The 16,980-nt window shown below is 65.3% G+C and carries 14 protein-coding genes and 1 pseudogene; 6 read left to right on the forward strand and 9 right to left on the reverse strand.

From position 1 onward, the window contains the following. The coding region (locus FUT88_RS23380; RefSeq protein WP_147218798.1) for a F0F1 ATP synthase subunit epsilon at window positions 1–411 on the reverse strand (411 nt) is incomplete at its 3' end. A 240-nt stretch (window positions 412–651) separates the two neighbouring features. Between FUT88_RS23380 and FUT88_RS23385 the strand changes: the two genes are divergently transcribed. Then, complete coding sequence (locus FUT88_RS23385) at window positions 652–1,587, forward strand: LysR substrate-binding domain-containing protein (RefSeq protein ID WP_147218800.1); 936 nt, start codon at window positions 652–654, stop codon at window positions 1,585–1,587. 45 nt (window positions 1,588–1,632) lie between these two features. Further along, the gene (locus FUT88_RS23390) at window positions 1,633–2,316 is read left to right on the forward strand and encodes an HAD family hydrolase (RefSeq protein WP_147218801.1); all 684 of its coding nucleotides are present in this window, start codon (window positions 1,633–1,635) and stop codon (window positions 2,314–2,316) included. A gap of 64 nt (window positions 2,317–2,380) precedes the next feature. On the opposite strand, the gene FUT88_RS23395 is transcribed toward FUT88_RS23390, so the two are convergent. From FUT88_RS23395 to FUT88_RS23420, 6 genes and pseudogenes are all read right to left on the reverse strand, one after another. Continuing rightward, window positions 2,381–3,601 carry a TIGR03364 family FAD-dependent oxidoreductase gene (locus FUT88_RS23395; RefSeq protein ID WP_147218803.1) on the reverse strand — a complete coding sequence of 407 codons (1,221 nt, stop codon included), beginning with the start codon at window positions 3,599–3,601 and terminating at the stop codon, window positions 2,381–2,383. Window positions 3,602–3,604: 3 nt separating this feature from the next. Continuing rightward, window positions 3,605–4,630, reverse strand: a complete 1,026-nt coding sequence (locus FUT88_RS23400; RefSeq protein ID WP_147218805.1) for a putative 2-aminoethylphosphonate ABC transporter substrate-binding protein — start codon at window positions 4,628–4,630, stop codon at window positions 3,605–3,607. Between the two features lie 55 nt (window positions 4,631–4,685). Further along, entirely contained in the window at window positions 4,686–5,564 is an 879-nt protein-coding gene (gene phnX, locus FUT88_RS23405; RefSeq protein ID WP_147218807.1) for a phosphonoacetaldehyde hydrolase, read from the reverse strand. Between the two features lie 58 nt (window positions 5,565–5,622). Beyond that, a pseudogene (locus tag FUT88_RS23410) lies at window positions 5,623–7,385 on the reverse strand (putative 2-aminoethylphosphonate ABC transporter permease subunit). A gap of 7 nt (window positions 7,386–7,392) precedes the next feature. After that, complete coding sequence (locus FUT88_RS23415) at window positions 7,393–8,535, reverse strand: putative 2-aminoethylphosphonate ABC transporter ATP-binding protein (RefSeq protein WP_147218809.1); 1,143 nt, start codon at window positions 8,533–8,535, stop codon at window positions 7,393–7,395. Window positions 8,536–8,613: 78 nt separating this feature from the next. Next, window positions 8,614–9,480, reverse strand: a complete 867-nt coding sequence (locus FUT88_RS23420) for a LysR family transcriptional regulator (protein WP_147218811.1) — start codon at window positions 9,478–9,480, stop codon at window positions 8,614–8,616. Between the two features lie 324 nt (window positions 9,481–9,804). On the opposite strand from FUT88_RS23420, the gene FUT88_RS23425 reads away from it, so the two are divergent. Beyond that, window positions 9,805–11,508, forward strand: a complete 1,704-nt coding sequence (locus FUT88_RS23425) for a M30 family zinc metallopeptidase (RefSeq protein WP_147218813.1) — start codon at window positions 9,805–9,807, stop codon at window positions 11,506–11,508. A 166-nt stretch (window positions 11,509–11,674) separates the two neighbouring features. Here the strand turns inward: FUT88_RS23425 and acnB are convergent, their stop codons facing one another. Next, the gene (gene acnB / locus FUT88_RS23430; RefSeq protein WP_147218815.1) at window positions 11,675–14,260 is read right to left on the reverse strand and encodes a bifunctional aconitate hydratase 2/2-methylisocitrate dehydratase; all 2,586 of its coding nucleotides are present in this window, start codon (window positions 14,258–14,260) and stop codon (window positions 11,675–11,677) included. Window positions 14,261–14,639: 379 nt separating this feature from the next. On the opposite strand from acnB, the gene FUT88_RS23435 reads away from it, so the two are divergent. From FUT88_RS23435 to FUT88_RS23445, 3 genes are all read left to right on the forward strand, one after another. After that, window positions 14,640–15,080: a hypothetical protein gene (locus FUT88_RS23435; RefSeq protein ID WP_147218817.1), complete on the forward strand. Its 441-nt coding sequence runs from the start codon at window positions 14,640–14,642 to the stop codon at window positions 15,078–15,080. A 91-nt stretch (window positions 15,081–15,171) separates the two neighbouring features. Beyond that, the gene (fdxA, locus tag FUT88_RS23440; protein WP_027678878.1) at window positions 15,172–15,510 is read left to right on the forward strand and encodes a ferredoxin FdxA; all 339 of its coding nucleotides are present in this window, start codon (window positions 15,172–15,174) and stop codon (window positions 15,508–15,510) included. Window positions 15,511–15,542: 32 nt separating this feature from the next. After that, window positions 15,543–16,364, forward strand: coding sequence for a crotonase/enoyl-CoA hydratase family protein (locus tag FUT88_RS23445; protein ID WP_147218819.1), 822 nt, complete (start codon window positions 15,543–15,545; stop codon window positions 16,362–16,364). Window positions 16,365–16,392: 28 nt separating this feature from the next. On the opposite strand, the gene FUT88_RS23450 is transcribed toward FUT88_RS23445, so the two are convergent. Continuing rightward, window positions 16,393–16,926: a DUF962 domain-containing protein gene (locus FUT88_RS23450; protein WP_147218821.1), complete on the reverse strand. Its 534-nt coding sequence runs from the start codon at window positions 16,924–16,926 to the stop codon at window positions 16,393–16,395. Window positions 16,927–16,980 lie beyond the last annotated feature (54 nt).

Genomic DNA, 16,980 nt, shown 5'->3' on the forward strand with positions numbered 1-16,980 from the left:
GCGCTTGCGCAAACGCTCGATGGCGGCCAGTTGCGCGACCGCTTCGGCCAATTCCGCCTGCGCGCGTGCGTAGTCGAACTTGCTTTTGCTGTTCTGCATGAGTTCCTCAGCCGCCTGGCGGGCCTGCTGCGCCTTTGCCTCGTCCAGGTCATGTGCGCGCACAGCGGTGTCGGCCAGCACGATCACCTGCTCCGGTTGGACGTCGACAAAACCGCCCGCCACGAACAGGACCACTTCTTCGCCGTTCTCCTGCGTGACGCGGAGGCTGCCTGGGCGCATGCGCGTGAGCAGACGTTCGTGGCCGGGCAGGATGCCCAGTTCGCCTTCCGTGCCGGGGATGACCACGAACCTGGCGTTGCCTTCGTACAGCCGTTCTTCTGCCGTGACGACATCGACCTTCAGCACCGGCATGGTGTCTCCTCTGTTACGCGCACAGGTTCACACGGTAGCACGATGTGCGCCCGGCGCCCTCCTCGCGGCGCCGTTCCTTTTGCATTCGGCACCCATCACGTTGACATGCGCGTGGCAACTGCCCGCCGCCCACGTCGGCGGCCGTGGCTGACCGTAAGGTTTCACAGTATGTAGCGTCACAAACGCTGCCTAGACTGGGCGGCCTGACGAGCAAAAAAGACATATCAGGGAAACACAACCATGCTGGGCGATCTATTGATGTCGTTCTTCGAGGTGGCGCGCCAGGGCAGCGTCACGTCCGCCGCAAAGCGCTTGCGCCTGTCGCAGCCCACCGTGACCGGACGCATCCGCCAACTCGAAGAGATGTACGGCGTGGAGCTGTTCCATCGCCGCGGCAGCCGGTTGGACCTGTCCGACCTGGGCGTGAGCCTCATGCCCATCGTCGAGCGCCTCGCACAGCAGGAAGGCGACGTCGATTTTCTCCTGCGCAATGCCGGCGATCTGCGCACCGGCAACCTGCGCGTAGGCGCCACGGGCCCTTACTACATCCTGCCGAGCGTGGCAGCGTTTCGAGCGCGGCATCCGACCATCGAAATCACCATCGAATTCGGCAACTCGCAGCAGATGCTCGAGGCGCTGTCGGAGGTGCGCATCGACCTGGCGGTGTCGTCTCACGCGGTGGATGACGAACGCCTGCATCGCATCACGCTGGCTGAGGACACGATGGTGCTGGTCGTGCCGTTGGACCACGCGCTCGGTCGGCGCCCGAGCATTACGCTGGGCGACATTACCGGCTGCCAGCTGCTGATGCGCGAGCCGGGTTCCGTCACCCGCCGCGTTACCGAAGACGCGTTCGCCGCAGCCGGCATCGAGCCCGCCAGCACGAGCATCATCGGCAGCCGCGAAGCCATTTACGAGGCGATCAGCCTGGGGCTGGGCTGCAGCATCGTGCCCGCCCGTGAAGCGCCGCGCCGGCCCGACGTGCGCGTGCTGCCGTTTGCCGACAACGCGCCGGTCATCCACGAATACCTGTACTTCCTGAAGGAGCGCAAGGACGCTCGGCTGGTGCGGGCGTTCCTTGACTGCCTGCAGCCCCAGCTTGCCCAGGCACCCAAGAAAAAGGCCGATGCGTTCATCGCCAAAGTTATGGCGATGGACACAGCCGCGACGCGCTAGGGCCGTAACCTCGCGGTTTTTCAACCGCCCCCGCCCGCCTGCTGTATGCAATCGCTTGCCCTGTTCGACCTGGACCACACCCTGCTGCCCATTGACAGCGAATACGAATGGGGCCGCTTCCTGGTCGCCCAGGGCGCGGTAGATCGAAGCGTCTTCGAGCAGGCCAACGAACGGTGGATGCGCGAATACCGCGACGGCACGCTGGACTTTGCACGACACGCACGCTTCTCGCTCGGCCTGCTCGCCCAACACCCGCGCACGCGGCTCGACGCCTGGCGCGCCACGTTCCTGCGCGACATCATCACGCCGGCCATGCTGCCGCGCGCGCGGCAACTGGTCGATACGCACCTGCGTGCGGGCGACCTGTGCTGCATCGTCACCGCCACGCACCGCTACCTGACCGAGCCGATCGCGGCGGCCTTTAACGTGCCGCACCTGCTGGCGGTGGAAGGCGAGACCCTTGACGGCCGGAGCGATGGCGCATTCACGGGCAACCCGCTCGGCACGGCCACGTTTGGCGCCGGCAAGATCGTGCGCGTGACGGAGTGGCTCGCACAGCGCGGCCAGCGCATGACGGACTTCTCGCGCACCGTGTTCTACAGCGATTCACGCAACGACCTGCCGTTGCTCGAAGCGGTTTCACATCCGGTGGCCGTGAGCCCCGACAGCACCTTGCGCGCCGTGGCCGAAGCGCGCGGCTGGCCCATCGTTGAACTCTTTGCTGCCTGAAAACAAAGACGCCCGCGCGGCGTGAACCGTGCGGGCGTCTTGCCGCTAAACAACGCTCCGTCCGTCAGGCAGCCATTGTTGCGGGCGTGCTTGCCGGCGGCGTCCACTGCGGCAGCGCAGTGCCGTCGACAAGCGCATCCATATGCCGATGCGCCAGCGCCGGTCCGACGCTCATGCCAATGCCGCTGTGCATCAGCGCGACGGTGGTGCGGTCGTCGACGCGGGTGATGGAGAATGCGCCGCTGTCCGGCACATGGCACTTGGCGCCGTACACGCCCTGCCAACGCTCCACCACGCGCAGCTTGCTGCCGAAGGTGTCGCGGGCGAGATCCAGCATGATGTTGTCGACCGACTCGGCATTGAACGGGCGGGCATCCTGGCCGTAGTCGTGCGAATCGCCAACGATCCAGTCGCCATATGGCGTCGGGCTCACCAGCAGGTGGATGCCGTGACGCGCCAGCTCGGGGCGCTGATGCTCGATCTGCATGGCCAGCGCGCGCGCGGTCGGCAAGTCCGCAAATGCACCGTAGTGCGTGCATGACAGGCCGGTCAGCACGGCGTGTTCCAGGTGGAAGCCGTCTTCGGGCGTGACGCGCAGCATCTGCAGGCGGCACACCTGCGGTTGCAGAACACGAAGGTGGTCAGCGCACAGCGTCTGGTAATCGTGACCGCTGCAGACGACGACGCGCTGGGCGTTGCACACGCCGGTGGTAGTCTCCAGCCGGCCGCCATCCACATGGCGCACGAGCGTACCGAAATGGAAACGCACGCCTTGTGTGGCGAGCCACGACGCCAATGCTGGAATCGCTTCCCGCGAATAGAGCTGCAAGTCGTCGAAGCCTTGAAGCGCCGCGCGGTGGCGCAGGAAACGGCCATCGTAGAGATTTGCCAGGTCTGCGCTGCGCAACAGCTTGACGTTGTAGCCGAAGGCCGGTGCGCGCGTTGCCATGAACTCGTCGAGTACGGCTTCTTCTGCGGCATTGCGGGCAAACAGCAACGCACCGTTCGCGCGCGCAAAGATGCCGGCCTTGTCGGCCCAGTCGAGATACAGGGCGCGGCTTTCGCGCGCAAGGTCCAGCATGATGCCGGGCGGCTGGCCGGTCACCAGCATCTGCCCAAAATTGCGGATGGACGCGCCGACGGCAATGTCGCTGCGCTCGAACACCGTCACGCGCAGGCCGCGTTTGACGGCGGCGGCTGCGTGCGCCAAGCCCAGAATGCCAGCCCCAACGATGGCAACGTCGGTGCTGGCATCCAGGCTCCCTTGAGATACAGGAGCTTGCATCGCTTACTTCTTCTCCGACTTGCCGTCGTAGCGCTTCGTCCACTCGGCGAGGATGCGGTCACGGTTGGCGCTGGCCCACGTGAAGTCATTCTTGATCAGGCGCTTTTCGTAGTCGGCTGGCAGCAGCGGATCCGGCTTGGAAAAACCCGGCGTGGCCACCACGGCAAAGTTCTTCTCGTACAGCGCCATGGCAGCCGGGCTTGCCGAGAAGTCAGCCAGCTTCTTGGCCGCTTCCAGGTTCTTCGTGCCCTTCATGATGCCGGTCGCTTCCACGTCCCAGCCCAGGCCTTCGGAGGGCAGCACGATATCGATCGGGGCGCCTTCCTTCTTCGACTTCACGGCGCGGTATTCGAACGCGATACCGATCGGGAATTCGCCCGACGCCGCCATCTTGCAAGGCTTGGAGCCAGAGTGCGTGTACTGACCGATGTTCTGGTGCAGCGCGTCCATGTAGGCCCAGCCCTTCTGCTCGCCCATCGTCTGCAGCCAGGCGCTCACGTCGAGGTAGCCGGTGCCCGACGACGCCGGGTTCGGCATGACGATCTTGCCGGCATAGACGGGCTTCGTCAGGTCGGCCCACGACGTCGGCTTCGGCAGGTTCTGCTTCTGTGCTTCGACGGTGTTGAAGCAGATGGCGGCGCCCCAGGCGTCCATGCCGACCCATGCCGGCGGGTTGGCCTTGTCGCGGTACGTTGCACCGATCTTCGCCAGATCGGCCGGTGCATACGGCGTCAGCATGCCTTCCTTGTCCAGGATGGCCAGGCTCGATGCAGCCAGGCCCCACACCACGTCGGCGCGCGGGTTGTTCTTCTCGGCCAGCAGCTTGGCGGTGACGACGCCGGTGGAGTCGCGCACCCATTTGATTTCGATGTCCGGATTGGCCTTCTCGAAGGCATCCTGATACGCCTTCACTTGGTCGGCTTCCAGCGCCGTGTACACGGTCAGCGTGGTCTTGGCGAACGCCGACGTGGCAAACGCCAGCGTTGCCGACGTGATTGCAGCGGCCAGCAGGGAAAGACGTGCGGTCATGGTTTCCTCGGTATGGTGTGATGCAGCGGAAAAGACAACAGACAGGACAACAAACTCAGATGCACTGCGGGCGCTCACCGCGCGCGAGGCGGCGGTTGATGTCGGCCACGACTTCAGGCAGATCGGCAATGGTGTCGATCTCGTAGTGCGGTCGGCAGGCGGCAAAGCCGGCCGAGATGGCAACGCGATGCCGCGCGCGCTCATCCGCAGACAGCGCGGCGTATTGCGCGTACGGCAGACCCAGCGCGTTGCCCGACATCAGCAGCGCAACGGTCCACATGCCGGCGCGGCGGCCCTCTTCGATGCCGGGTACGGTGTCGTCGACCTTCACGCAGGCGGCCACATCGCCAATCGCAAGATCGACCACGCAACGCAAGGCCTGCGCGGGCCACGGGCGGGCGCGGGGCACTTCGTCGCAAGCGACCACGCAGTCGGGCGTGTAGCCGGCCTTGGCAGCCAGATCGACCACGCGGTCCATCACCACCCGCGGATAGCCCGAGCACGTGCCGATCTTCAAACCGGCTTCGCGCAGCGCCACGACGGTGTCCAGCGCGCCCGGAATCAGTGCGGAGTGCGCACCGACCTTTTCGATCTGCAGCGGCATGAAGCGGTTGTAAATGGCGGTGACATCGTCATCGGTCGGCATGCGGCCGTGTGCGAGCGAGAAGCGCGCGGCAATCGCGCCGTCGTTGCACAGCGTGCGGATGTGGTCCCACTTGCCCAGGCCCATCGGCCCGCGTGCTTCGTCCAGCGTGATGGCGACGCCAAATTCCGCAAACGCTTCCACGAAGATCTGCGTGGGTGCAAACGAGCCAAAGTCGACCATGGTACCGGCCCAGTCGAGCACAGCGGCTTCGAGGCGCAATGGCGTGCTGCCTGGGTTGAGGCGGTCTGCGCCTGCTTGGCGTGCCGAGATCGGGGAGGAGTCACCCATGTTCATGCTTCCTTTGTGCTTCGTTGCTGTTACGGACTGCGAATGACGGACTACGAAATCAACGCACCGCCGTGCGCCAGGCCTGGGTGCGGCGCACGATGCCGCGCATGGCCAGTTCCAGCAGCAGCGATACGACGATCGACGTGACGAGAATGAGCGTGGACATGGCCGCAGCGGGGCCGATGTCGCCGGCGTCGTCCATGTTCAACACGGCCACGGACGCGAGCACGGTGTCCGGGCTGTAGAGGAAGATCACCGCCGACACGGTCGTCATGGCCGACACGAACAAGTAGCGCGCGCATGACAGGACGGCGGGCAGGCACATCGGCAGCGTTACGCGCCAGTACGTGCGCAGCGCCGACACCTTGAGCGAGGCCGACACCGCCTCGAACACGGGATCGAGCTGCCCGAGCGACGCCACCGACGTGAGGTGCGCCGCCGTGGCGCAGTGCATGATCGTGCAGAGCACCATCAGCGCCATGCCGCCATACAGGCCGTTGAGCGGATTGGCCGGATGGTTGAAGAAGAACACGTAGCCCAGCCCCAGCACGAGGCCGGGCACCGCCATCGGCAGCAGCACCGCAAAGCGGATCGCCGAGTGCAGCCCCGATTGCAGCCACCCTGCGGCGCGCGTCTTTTCGACCAGCCATGCGCCGGTGAAGATCAGTGCGGTACCGAACACGGTGGTCAGCGCAGCCAGCTTCAGGCTGTTGCGATACGCGAGCCAGCCGCCGCCGTCCATGTTGTCGAAGTCGTAGTTGCGCAGCGACAGCTCGAGGTTGTACGGCCAGAGTTTCACCAGCGACGCGCCTACGGCGGTGGCCAGCATCAGCAGAATCCCGCCAACCACCAACGCGCTCAGCCACAGGAAAAGCCCGTCACGCAGGCGATCCGGCTGCGGGTGATAGGGTTGTGCGCGGCTTGCCAGCGCGGCGTGCTGGCGACGCTGCACGAGGCGCTCGACCGCAAGGTCAGCAGCGCAGGCAGCAACAGCATCAAGCCGATGACGGCGCCGCGCGCAAACTGCTGCTGCCCCACCACCGCCTTGTAGGCCTCCACGGCCAGCACCTGGTAGCTGCCACCCACCACGGTCGGCACGCCAAAATCGGTCGCGACCAGCGTGAAGACCAGCGCAAAGGCGCCGAACAGTCCGTAGCGCGCGCCGGGCAGCGTGACCGTGCGGAACGTGCGCCACGGGCTTGCGCCCATGGCACGTGCGGCGTCGTACAAGCGGCCGTCTGCCAGCGTGAGCGTCGCCAGCAACAGCATCAGTGCATACGGGAAGGTGTAGAACACCTCGCCCAGCACGATGCCCCAGAAGCCGTAGATGTTGCTGCCGTTCATCCACGCCTTGAACAGGCCCTGGTTGCCGAACAGGTAGACGAGCGCAATGCCGGGCAACAGCGACGGCGCAAACAGCGGCAGCATCGCCAGCGTGTGCATCGTGCCGCGCAACGGCATGCGCGTGCGTTGCACCGCATAGGCAAGGGCAAACGCCAGCGGCACCACAATCGCGGCCACGGCGCTCGATACGGCCAGCGTACGTCCCACCATGGCCAGGAAATTCGGCCCCTGCACCAGGTGCGCGACCAGCGCGAAGCCATGCTCGTCTGTGCTCCGAGCACTGGCAACGAGGCCCGTGGCCTGCAAGAGCATCATCGCCGTGGGCAGCAGCAGACCGAGGGTCAGCAACAGCAACCAGCCGAGCTTCATGCCGGTCAACACCGGCGCATCGGTACGCCAGAATGGCCGGCTCGCAGCGCGAACCGGTTCGGATTGCGTGGCCGCAACCACGTTGGCCTCGGGGGGCAGCGTTGACATGGCGGCCTCAGGCATACACGCGCAGGCCGTCACGCTCCAGCGCGATCCACAGCTTGCTGTCGCCCAGGCCGTTGCGGCCGGCTTGCAGCGCGCTCGATGCCACTTCGGCCACCAGCGGTGCATCGGCCAGGCCGTCGATCGACAGCGTCACGCGCGTGCGGCTGCCGAGGTAGATCTGATCGACCACGCGGGCCAGATGGCGGTTGGGGGCATCGTCGTCGGGATGCAGCGTGACGGCCTCGGGGCGGCAGAACAGGCGGCCTGGCGTCGAGGCACTGTCTGCGAAAGCGGGATCGAGCAGCAGCGGTTGGCCGGCCAGCGTGGGCGTGCCGTCTTCGGCGCGCTCCAGCGGCAGCCAGTTGGCCTGGCCGACAAACCCGGCGACAAATCCGGTCGCGGGCCGCGAATAGATCTCCGCCGGCGAACCGGTCTGCTCGATGCGGCCGTTGGACATGACGGCAATGCGGTCGGCCATCGCCATGGCCTCGTCCTGGTCATGCGTGACCATCAGCGTGGTGACGTTCAGCTTGCGCTGCAGACGGCGCAGCTCGATGCGCAGGTGTTCGCGCACCTGGGCGTCCAGCGCCGACATCGGCTCGTCCAGCAGCAACAGCGACGGCGCGGGCGCCAGCGCGCGGGCCAGTGCCACGCGCTGCTGCTGGCCGCCCGACAGCTGCGACGGGTATTTCGCCTCGCTGCCGGCCAGGCCGACCAGGGCCAGCATCTCCGAGACACGCGTCTGCATGCGCGCACGGTTGCCGTTGCTGGTGTCCAGCCCGTAACCGACGTTCTGCGCGACCGTCAGGTTAGGGAACAGCGCATACGACTGAAAGACGATGCCGTAGTCACGCTCCCGCGGCGGCAGGTTCGAAATATCGCGGCCACCGGCGACGATCTGGCCGCCGTCGTGCGCCTCCAGCCCGGCAATGATGCGCAGCAAGGTCGTCTTGCCGCAGCCCGACGGGCCCAGCAGGCAGACGAATTCGCCCTGCGCGACATCCAGCGATACACCATCGAGCGCCGTGAACGCGCCAAAGCGGCGCGAGACGTGTCGCACGGACAGGAACGGCGCGGCGGAACCCGAGGCGGGGTTGGTAACAGGCTGAGGTAGGGGCACGGGGGCGCAGACAGTGGCAAAAACGGTCGCCACTGTAGCCAGCCGACATGTAGCCCTTGTGGCAGTTACCCCAAAAACGCCAATGCGCGCATTTCCGGATTTTGGTTCGGTCTATGACGCGACGGGTCGGACTTCGTTGAGGAAGGCGGCAATCAAGCGCGCCTCGCGCCGATCCTGCAGGCAGTACAGGTATTCGCTCAGTTCCGGCGCCCCGCCTTCGAACGGCAGCACACGCAGATCGGCGTGGCTCGGTACTTCCTGGCGGGCGATGACGCTCACGCCCAGGTTGCGCGTGATGGCCTCGCGGATGGATTCCCGGCTGCCGATCTCCACCGTGGAAGCCGGCGTGACGCCTGCCTGGGCCATCATCGTTTCGGTCATGGCGCGCGTGGTCGACCCGACTTCGCGCACCAGCAGCCGGCATTGCGAGAGCACGCTCACAGGCACGCTCGTCCGGTCGGCCAGCACGTGGCTGCGATGCACCACCAGCACCAGCGGATCGCGTGCCAGTTCAATGCGCAGAAAGCGCCCGTCATCCACGCGCTGCGACGACGACGCCACGTCCACCCGGTACTCCTGCAGCGCTTCGAGCATCTGCACCGAATTGCCGGCTTCGATGCTGACGTCGATGCCGGGATGGCTCTTGCAGAAGCGGTCTACGATGTCGAGCACGTAATACGGCGCCGTCGCGCCGATGCGCAGGTGGCCCGAGCCCATGTCGCCGGAGTTGCGCAGGAAGAAGTCGATCTCGGTTTCCTGGCGCACGAGCTGGTCCACCAGCGGCATGAGCCGCACGCCCGCGTCCGACAGTGCCAGCCGGCGACCGCCGCGGTAGAACAGCTCCACGCCGTAGGCCTCTTCCAGGGCGCGGATCTGCGAAGTCACGGTCGGCTGCGACAGGCCGAGCTGCTTGGCGGCCAGCGTGATGCTGCCCAGGCGGGCAACCATGAAGAACGATTTGAGCTGCGCGACGAGCATCGGCGGGTGACGTATTGAGCGCGTTTGCGGCGCTGTGGACGAGCGGGCGGCTCATTCTAGCGGACCGCTCTGTCGCCAAAGCGGCGCCAAGCGCCCTCCTCCGTTTTCTGCATCTACATCCCACGGTTACGACTTTTTCAACCTTTTCGACAACGCAAACTTTGCGCACCCCCACATCGGGGGGAATTGGCGCCTGGGAGGGGGTTATTTCCACGGATCGAATCCGCCACTTCGCCTTGAGAATCCGTCCGCATGTTGCGCTTGAGGCGGTCACGAGCCGCCCTCGCGCAGGCATTCGGTATTTGCGGATTTGGAGAGAAGTGGATGGAACGCAGCAGCAACAACGTACGCGGCACAAAGCAATGGACCATCGCAATGCTGGTGGCAGCAGCGGGCGCCCTGGCCGCATGTGGCGGAGGTGGTGGTGGCGGCAGTTCGGGCGCCACCCCAGCGGCTACGCAAGGCTCGTCCGCCAATATCACCGTGGCGGCCGCGTGCAGCGGGTCGAACTGCGGCGCGCTGGGCAATACCTACGCCGGCTCCGGCGTGGGCGTGTGGCAAGCGACCAATACGGGCAGCGCGGCCGGCACGGTTCCGGTGTCGATCGCGGGGCTGACGGGCCAGAGCGTGACGCTCGTCTACACCAACCAGAGCGCGACGGCACAGCCGATGCCGTCCGTCTCGCTCACGGGCCTGGGGCTGCTGAATGCCACCGGCACGCCGGTCCCCAAGGCTGCCGCGGACGTGGCCGGCAATGACGCCAATGCCGCATTCGACCGTCAGCTTTCCGATTTCAACATGCATGCGCTGGACGGCTACGCCACCGGTGGCGGCCCGCTCAAGACGCAAGGTGCTTCCAGCGATACGGTGCTGCGTCCGCAATCGGTCGCCAGCGTCGGCACGCAGCGGACGTGGAACCACCAGCAGCCGGACGGCACCGCCACCGTGCGCACGGCCACACTGCGGCAGCAGGCCACGGCTCCCGATGGCCGCATCGTCAACCTGTGGGTGGAAAACACCGAATACGGCACGAGCAGGATCAGCGACGGCATCATCAACACGCTCATCAGCAAATTTGCTTCGGGCACGCAGTCGGTCTATACGCTGGCCACTTCGCTGGTCGGCCAGCCGTGGGGCAGCTACTCCAGCTCGGCGAGCCTGATCGATCCGAACCAGGCACTCGACATCGTGGTGCTCAATATTCAGCCGGACAGCCAGCCCTATGGCCGCGTCGGCTACTTCTGGGCACGCAACAACTTCACGACCAGCTCGCAGCCGCTGTCGAACCAGTCGCTGTCGCTCTATGTGGATTCGGAAACCATCTACCTGGGCGGCACGGACGGGCTGAACACCGTCATCTCGACGCTCGGCCATGAGTTCACGCACATGGCCAACTTCTATCAGCGCGGCGTGTTGCACGGCGCGCAGTACATGTACGGCACGTGGCTGGAAGAAATGACGGCGATGACGATGGAAGACGTGCTCTCCAGCCAGATTGATCCGACCTTCAACAACGTGCGCGACAGCCGCTTCCCGGCCTGGCTGCAAAGCGCGTACGACTGCTCGCTGACAGCGTTCGATCCGTCGCTGTCATCGTCGTGCCCCGGGTATCCGATTTCGGGCAGCCTGGGCGGCTTCCTGCTGCGCCAATACGGCATTGCGTACTACACGAACCTGCTGCAGAACTTCTCGTCAACGGATTCGATTGCGGTGCTGAACAGCGCCATCCAGGCTGGCGGTGGCGCAGGCCTGGGCGATGCAACGGGCCGCTGGGGCACGGCGGTCGCGCTGCTTCCAGTGCCGGGCAGCCCGTCGGGCTTCGCGTATCCGGCTCGTTCGGACAGCGGCTTCTCGATCCCGGCGCTGAATGGCCCGAGCTACAGCAGCCAGCGCACGATGCCGACGTCCGTGCCGGCCACGCTGCAAGGCTTCGGCCAGTTCCCGGTGGCGCGCGGCACGAAGGCCGGCACGTACAGCGAGACGATCACGGTGCCGGCGTACTCGACGGTGTCGATCATCATCCACTGACAGCGCGCGCGGCTCGGGAGCCTGCTCCCTTTCGGGTTCCGCCCAGCGGCGGAATCCAGCGAAGCATCAAAAAGAAAAAGGCGCCGTGGGTTGAATGCCCACGGCGCCTTTTTCACATCACACATCAGCGCGTCGGGAACAACCCGACGCGGCTGCGACAACGCATTTACATCTGCACGGTGTCGGCGACTTCCTTGAAGTCTTCGATCTGGTCGAAGTTCATGTACTGGTAGATCTTGTCGCCGTTCGCGGTGAGCACGCCCATGTCGGCCATGTACTCTTCCTTGGTCGGGATCTTGCCCAGACGCGAGCAGATCGCCGCCAGTTCCGCCGAGCCCAGATACACATTCGTGTTCTTGCCCAGACGGTTCGGGAAGTTACGCGTGGACGTCGACATGACCGTCGCGCCTTCGCGCACCTGTGCCTGGTTGCCCATGCACAGCGAGCAGCCCGGCATTTCGGTACGCGCGCCGGCCGTGCCGAACACGCCGTAGTGGCCTTCTTCGGTCAGTTGCTTCTGGTCCATCTTGGTCGGCGGCGCGACCCACAGCTTGACCGGGATGTCGCGCTTGCCTTCGAGCAGCTTCGACGCGGCACGGAAGTGACCGATGTTGGTCATGCACGAGCCGATGAACACTTCGTCAATGGTCGCGCCGGCCACGTCGGACAGCGTCTTCACGTCGTCCGGGTCGTTCGGGCAGGCGACGATCGGCTCGTGGATGTCGGCCAGGTCGATCTCGATGACGGCAGCGTATTCGGCATCGGCATCCGGTTGCAGCAGTTTCGGATCCGCCAGCCATGCTTCCATCGCCTTGATGCGGCGCTGCAGGCTGCGGGCGTCCTGGTAGCCCTGCGCGATCATCCACTTGAGCAGCGTGATGTTGCTGTTCAGGTATTCGATGATCGGTTCCTTGTTCAGGTGCACCGTGCAACCGGCGGCCGAACGCTCGGCAGATGCATCCGACAACTCGAACGCTTGCTCGACCTTCAGGTCGGGGAGGCCTTCGATTTCGAGGATGCGGCCCGAGAAGATGTTCTTCTTGCCCTGCTTGGCAACCGTCAGCATGCCTTGCTTGATGGCATACAGCGGAATTGCGTTGACGAGGTCGCGCAGCGTGACGCCCGGCTGCATCTTGCCCTTGAAGCGGACCAGCACCGATTCCGGCATGTCCAGCGGCATCGTGCCGGTAGCGGCGGCGAAGGCGACCAGGCCCGAGCCTGCCGGGAAGCTGATGCCGATCGGGAAGCGCGTGTGCGAATCGCCGCCGGTACCGACGGTGTCGGGCAGCAGCATGCGGTTCAGCCACGAGTGGATCACGCCGTCGCCCGGGCGCAGCGCGATGCCGCCGCGCGTGCTGATGAAGTTCGGCAGCGTCTGGTGCGTCTTCACGTCCACCGGCTTCGGATACGCGGCGGTGTGGCAGAACGACTGCATGACGAGGTCGGCCGAGAAGCCGAGGCACGCCAGATCCTTCAGTTCGTCGCGGGTCATCGGGCCGGTGGTGTCCTGCGAGCCGACCGAGGTCATCTTCGGTTCGCAGTACGTGCCCGGACGGATGCCCTGGCCTTCCGGCAGGCCGCACGCGCGACCGACCATCTTCTGCGCCAGCGAGAAGCCCTTGCCGCTGTCGGCCGGCTGGTGCGGCAGGCGGAACAGCGTCGACGGTGCGAGGCCCAGCGCTTCACGCGCCTTGGCGGTCAGGCCGCGGCCGATGATCAACGGAATGCGGCCGCCGGCGCGCACTTCGTCGAACAGCACGTCGGACTTGACCTGGAATTCGGCGATCACCTTGCCGTCCTTCAATGCCTTGCCTTCGTACGGGCGCAGTTCGACCACGTCGCCCATTTCCATCTGCGACACGTCGAGTTCGATCGGCAGCGCGCCGGCATCTTCCATCGTGTTGTAGAAGATTGGGGCGATCTTGCCGCCGAGGCATACGCCGCCGAAACGCTTGTTCGGAACGAACGGGATGTCTTCACCCGTGAACCACAGCACCGAGTTGGTGGCCGACTTGCGCGAGGAGCCGGTCCCGACCACGTCGCCCACGTAGGCGACCAGGTGGCCCTTTTCCTTCAGCGACTCGATGAACTTGACCGGGCCGCGCTTGCCGTCTTCTTCCGGCGTGATGCCGGGGCGCGCGTTCTTCAGCATCGCCAGCGCGTGCATCGGGATGTCCGGGCGGGTCGTGGCGTCCGGTGCCGGCGACAGGTCGTCGGTGTTGGTTTCGCCCGTGACCTTGAACACGGTGATGGTCAGGCTTTCCGGCACTTCCGGGCGGCTCGTGAACCATTCGGCGTCGGCCCAGCTTTGCAGCACGGCGCGCGCGTTGGCATTGCCCTTGTCGGCGAGTTCCTTCACGTCATGGAACTGGTCGAACATCAGCAGCGTCTTCTTCAGCGCTTCTGCGGCCGTGGCGCCGACGTCGGCGTCGGACAGCAGTTCGATCAGCGGCTGGATGTTGTAGCCGCCCAGCATCGTGCCGAGCAGCTCGGTGGCGTGGGCACGCGAAATCAGCGCGCAGGCGGTCTCGCCCTTGGCCACAGCGGCCAGGAAGCCGGCCTTCACGCGAGCGGCTTCGTCCACGCCTGCGGGCACGCGATGCGTGATCAGGTCGACCAGCGTCTGTTCTTCGCCAGCGGGCGGATTGGTCAGCAGTTCGACCAGTTCGGCGGTCTGTTGAGCCGTCAGCGGCAACGGGGGAATACCGAGCGCGGCGCGAGCGGCCACGTGAGCGCGATAGTTTTCAAGCATGGAAGACCTGCTGAGATGACGTTACAGGGGAATCTTTTCGGGCGCGCCGAGCTGTCCGGGGCGCCGCTTGGGCGCGATTCTAATCGCAATAACCCCTCACGGTCAAATGTCTTATATCTTATATAAGAGTCGAGCTTGCGAACCGGCCCTCCCCCGCGTTCAACGCCGATCGGCGATTTGGATTTTTCGCATGTAGATCAACCAGTTAGATCGGCTTTTTCGAGCGGCGGCAACTCGACCAATGACTTGGCCAGACGATGCGCGGCGTCGATTTCGACTGCGCACCTCCTCAAGTTCCGGAAGAACATGCCGAAGGAGGTTGCGATGTATAGCGGCAAGCGCATGACCGCCTTGCCAAAGTCCAACGAAAAACAATGCTATGCGAGTCGATCCGTCCGTCGCCATCAATGCCGCGCTCCCGTCGCTGAGCCGGCATCCCAACGCTTCAGCCGAGAGCGCAATGACGCCCCCATCCGCGTCAAAAGGCGATGAAGTTCGCCCCACGGCAGATGGAGCCCCTTCTTCAACTGGCCTGAAAGCATCATCGAACGATGGCGCGGAATCCGGCGACAGCCCCGTGGTCAAGCAGTTGAAGGCGCAGATCAACGCGCTGCGGCAACGGCTTTCGGCGTTGCAGCGCCAGATCGAGGCCGAATCAAAACAAGCCAGTGTCGACAAGGAGGCCGCCGCCAAACTGCAGGCACTGTCGACGGAAGCGAGCGCGGTATCGGCAGCACTTGAAACTGCGCAGGGCCAACTCGCACAGGCGCAGCAAGCTGAAGGGAAAAGCTCGGGAAGCCTGTTTTCCGCCACGGCGTGATCCGGGGCGACGCGGCCTTGGGCACTGGCACACCGGTTGATGGAGCATAATTTCGGGCGATTTCCAAACGGCTTCCGAATACCGCCCCGCAATGCCATATGTAGTCACCGAATCCTGTATCCAATGCAAATACACCGACTGCGTCGCCGTCTGCCCCATGGACTGCTTCCACGCCGGCCCCAATTTCCTGGTAATCGATCCAGATGAATGCATTGATTGCTCGATCTGCGTGCCGGAGTGCCCGGTGGGCGCAATCTATCCCGCAGCCGAGGTGCCGGCCGATCAGCAGGACTTCATCGCGCTGAACGCACAGCTCTCGCGCCGCGCCGACTGGCCCCGACTGACCAAGGTGCAACCGCCGCTGCCCGATCATGCGCACTGGGCGCAGGTGAAGGACAAGCGCGACGCATTGGTCATCGCTCCCGATTGATTCGACGTTGACCTCACACAGAACACCTCTCCATGACTGACCGCATCCTGCTCAGCATCGACGCCGGCGTGGCTGAAGTCCGGCTCAACCGCCCCGAGAAAATGAACGCCATCGACCCGGCCATGTTCGAAGCGCTCGTCACCGTGGGTGAACGTCTGATGAGCGAGACGGACGTGCGTGCCGTGGTGTTGTCAGGCGAGGGGCGTGCCTTCTGCGCGGGGCTGGACATGGCGAGCATGGCGAGCCTGGGCAGCAGCGATGCAAGTTCCGACCTCAGCGCCGGCCGTCTTGCCAAGCGCACGCATGGCGCGGCCAATCTGCCGCAGTACGCCTGCACGGTGTGGCGCGATCTGCCGGTGCCTGTGCTGGCTGCGGTGCATGGTGTCGCGTACGGGGGCGGATTGCAGATCGCGCTGGGCGCGGATGTGCGGTACGTGACCGCCGACACGCGCCTCTCGATCATGGAAATCAAATGGGGCCTGGTGCCCGACATGGGCGGCATGGCGCTCACGCGCGGCTTGGTCCGCCCGGATCGCCTGCGCGAGCTGATCTACAGCGGCCGCATCGTCAACGGCGAAGAAGCCTCCGCCTTGGGCCTGGCGACGCACGTGGTGGACGATCCGCGCGCGGCGGCGCTGGCGGCGGCGCACGACATTGCCCAGAAGAGTCCCGACGCCATCCGTGCAGGCAAGCGCTTGATGCGCGTTGTGGAAGACGGCGACACCGCTGCCATTCTGCAGGCCGAGTCGGTCGAGCAGGACCGGCTGATCGGCACGCCAAATCAGCGCGAGGCGGTGCTGGCCGGCATGCAGAATCGCGCACCGGTTTTTCAGCCGGCCGCGAAGTCTGAATAGAAATGAGAAATAGCCTGACGCTGGCAGCTCAGGCGGTAGCGTGCTTGACGCCCATCGCGGCTCGCATGGCGTGGGAGCGGCTGACCACCTCGTCGCGCAGCTTGGTGCGCAAACCCAGGGCAAACGCCGTCTCGGCCACGAGGAAGAGCGGGCCGATCACCAGCCCTGCCAGATCATCGACAAACGCCGGCTTGCGCCCCTCGTAATAGTGGCCGACGAACTGGATGATCCAGCCGATCACGAACAGGCCGATGCCCACTGACAACCAGGCCGCCGTCGAATGCGCGGCGACATGGTTGCCCACCCAAACGCACGCGGCGATCAACCCGAACATCACCACGCCGAACACCGCGTCCAAGCGCAGGTAGAACAGCGTCGTCAGCGCCAGCACGATCCGCGCGGGTGTCACGGGCACGCCTGACAGGTCTGCCAGCACAGGCCGCGACAGCAACACCGCGACCGCGAGCACGATCGCCGGGATGCCGACAAAGTGCGTGGCGATGTTACGGCCGTCCTGGTGGTAGGCGGCGTAGTTGGAAAGATGGTCAGACAGGTTGCGCATGAGGGCCTCCGGTTTTGTGCGTTTGCAGCATGGACGCTCCAGCCGCACGCTCGT

This window comes from Ralstonia sp. TCR112 (assembly GCF_007997035.1).
In the GTDB taxonomy this organism is placed as follows: Bacteria; Pseudomonadota; Gammaproteobacteria; order Burkholderiales; family Burkholderiaceae; genus Ralstonia; species Ralstonia edaphi.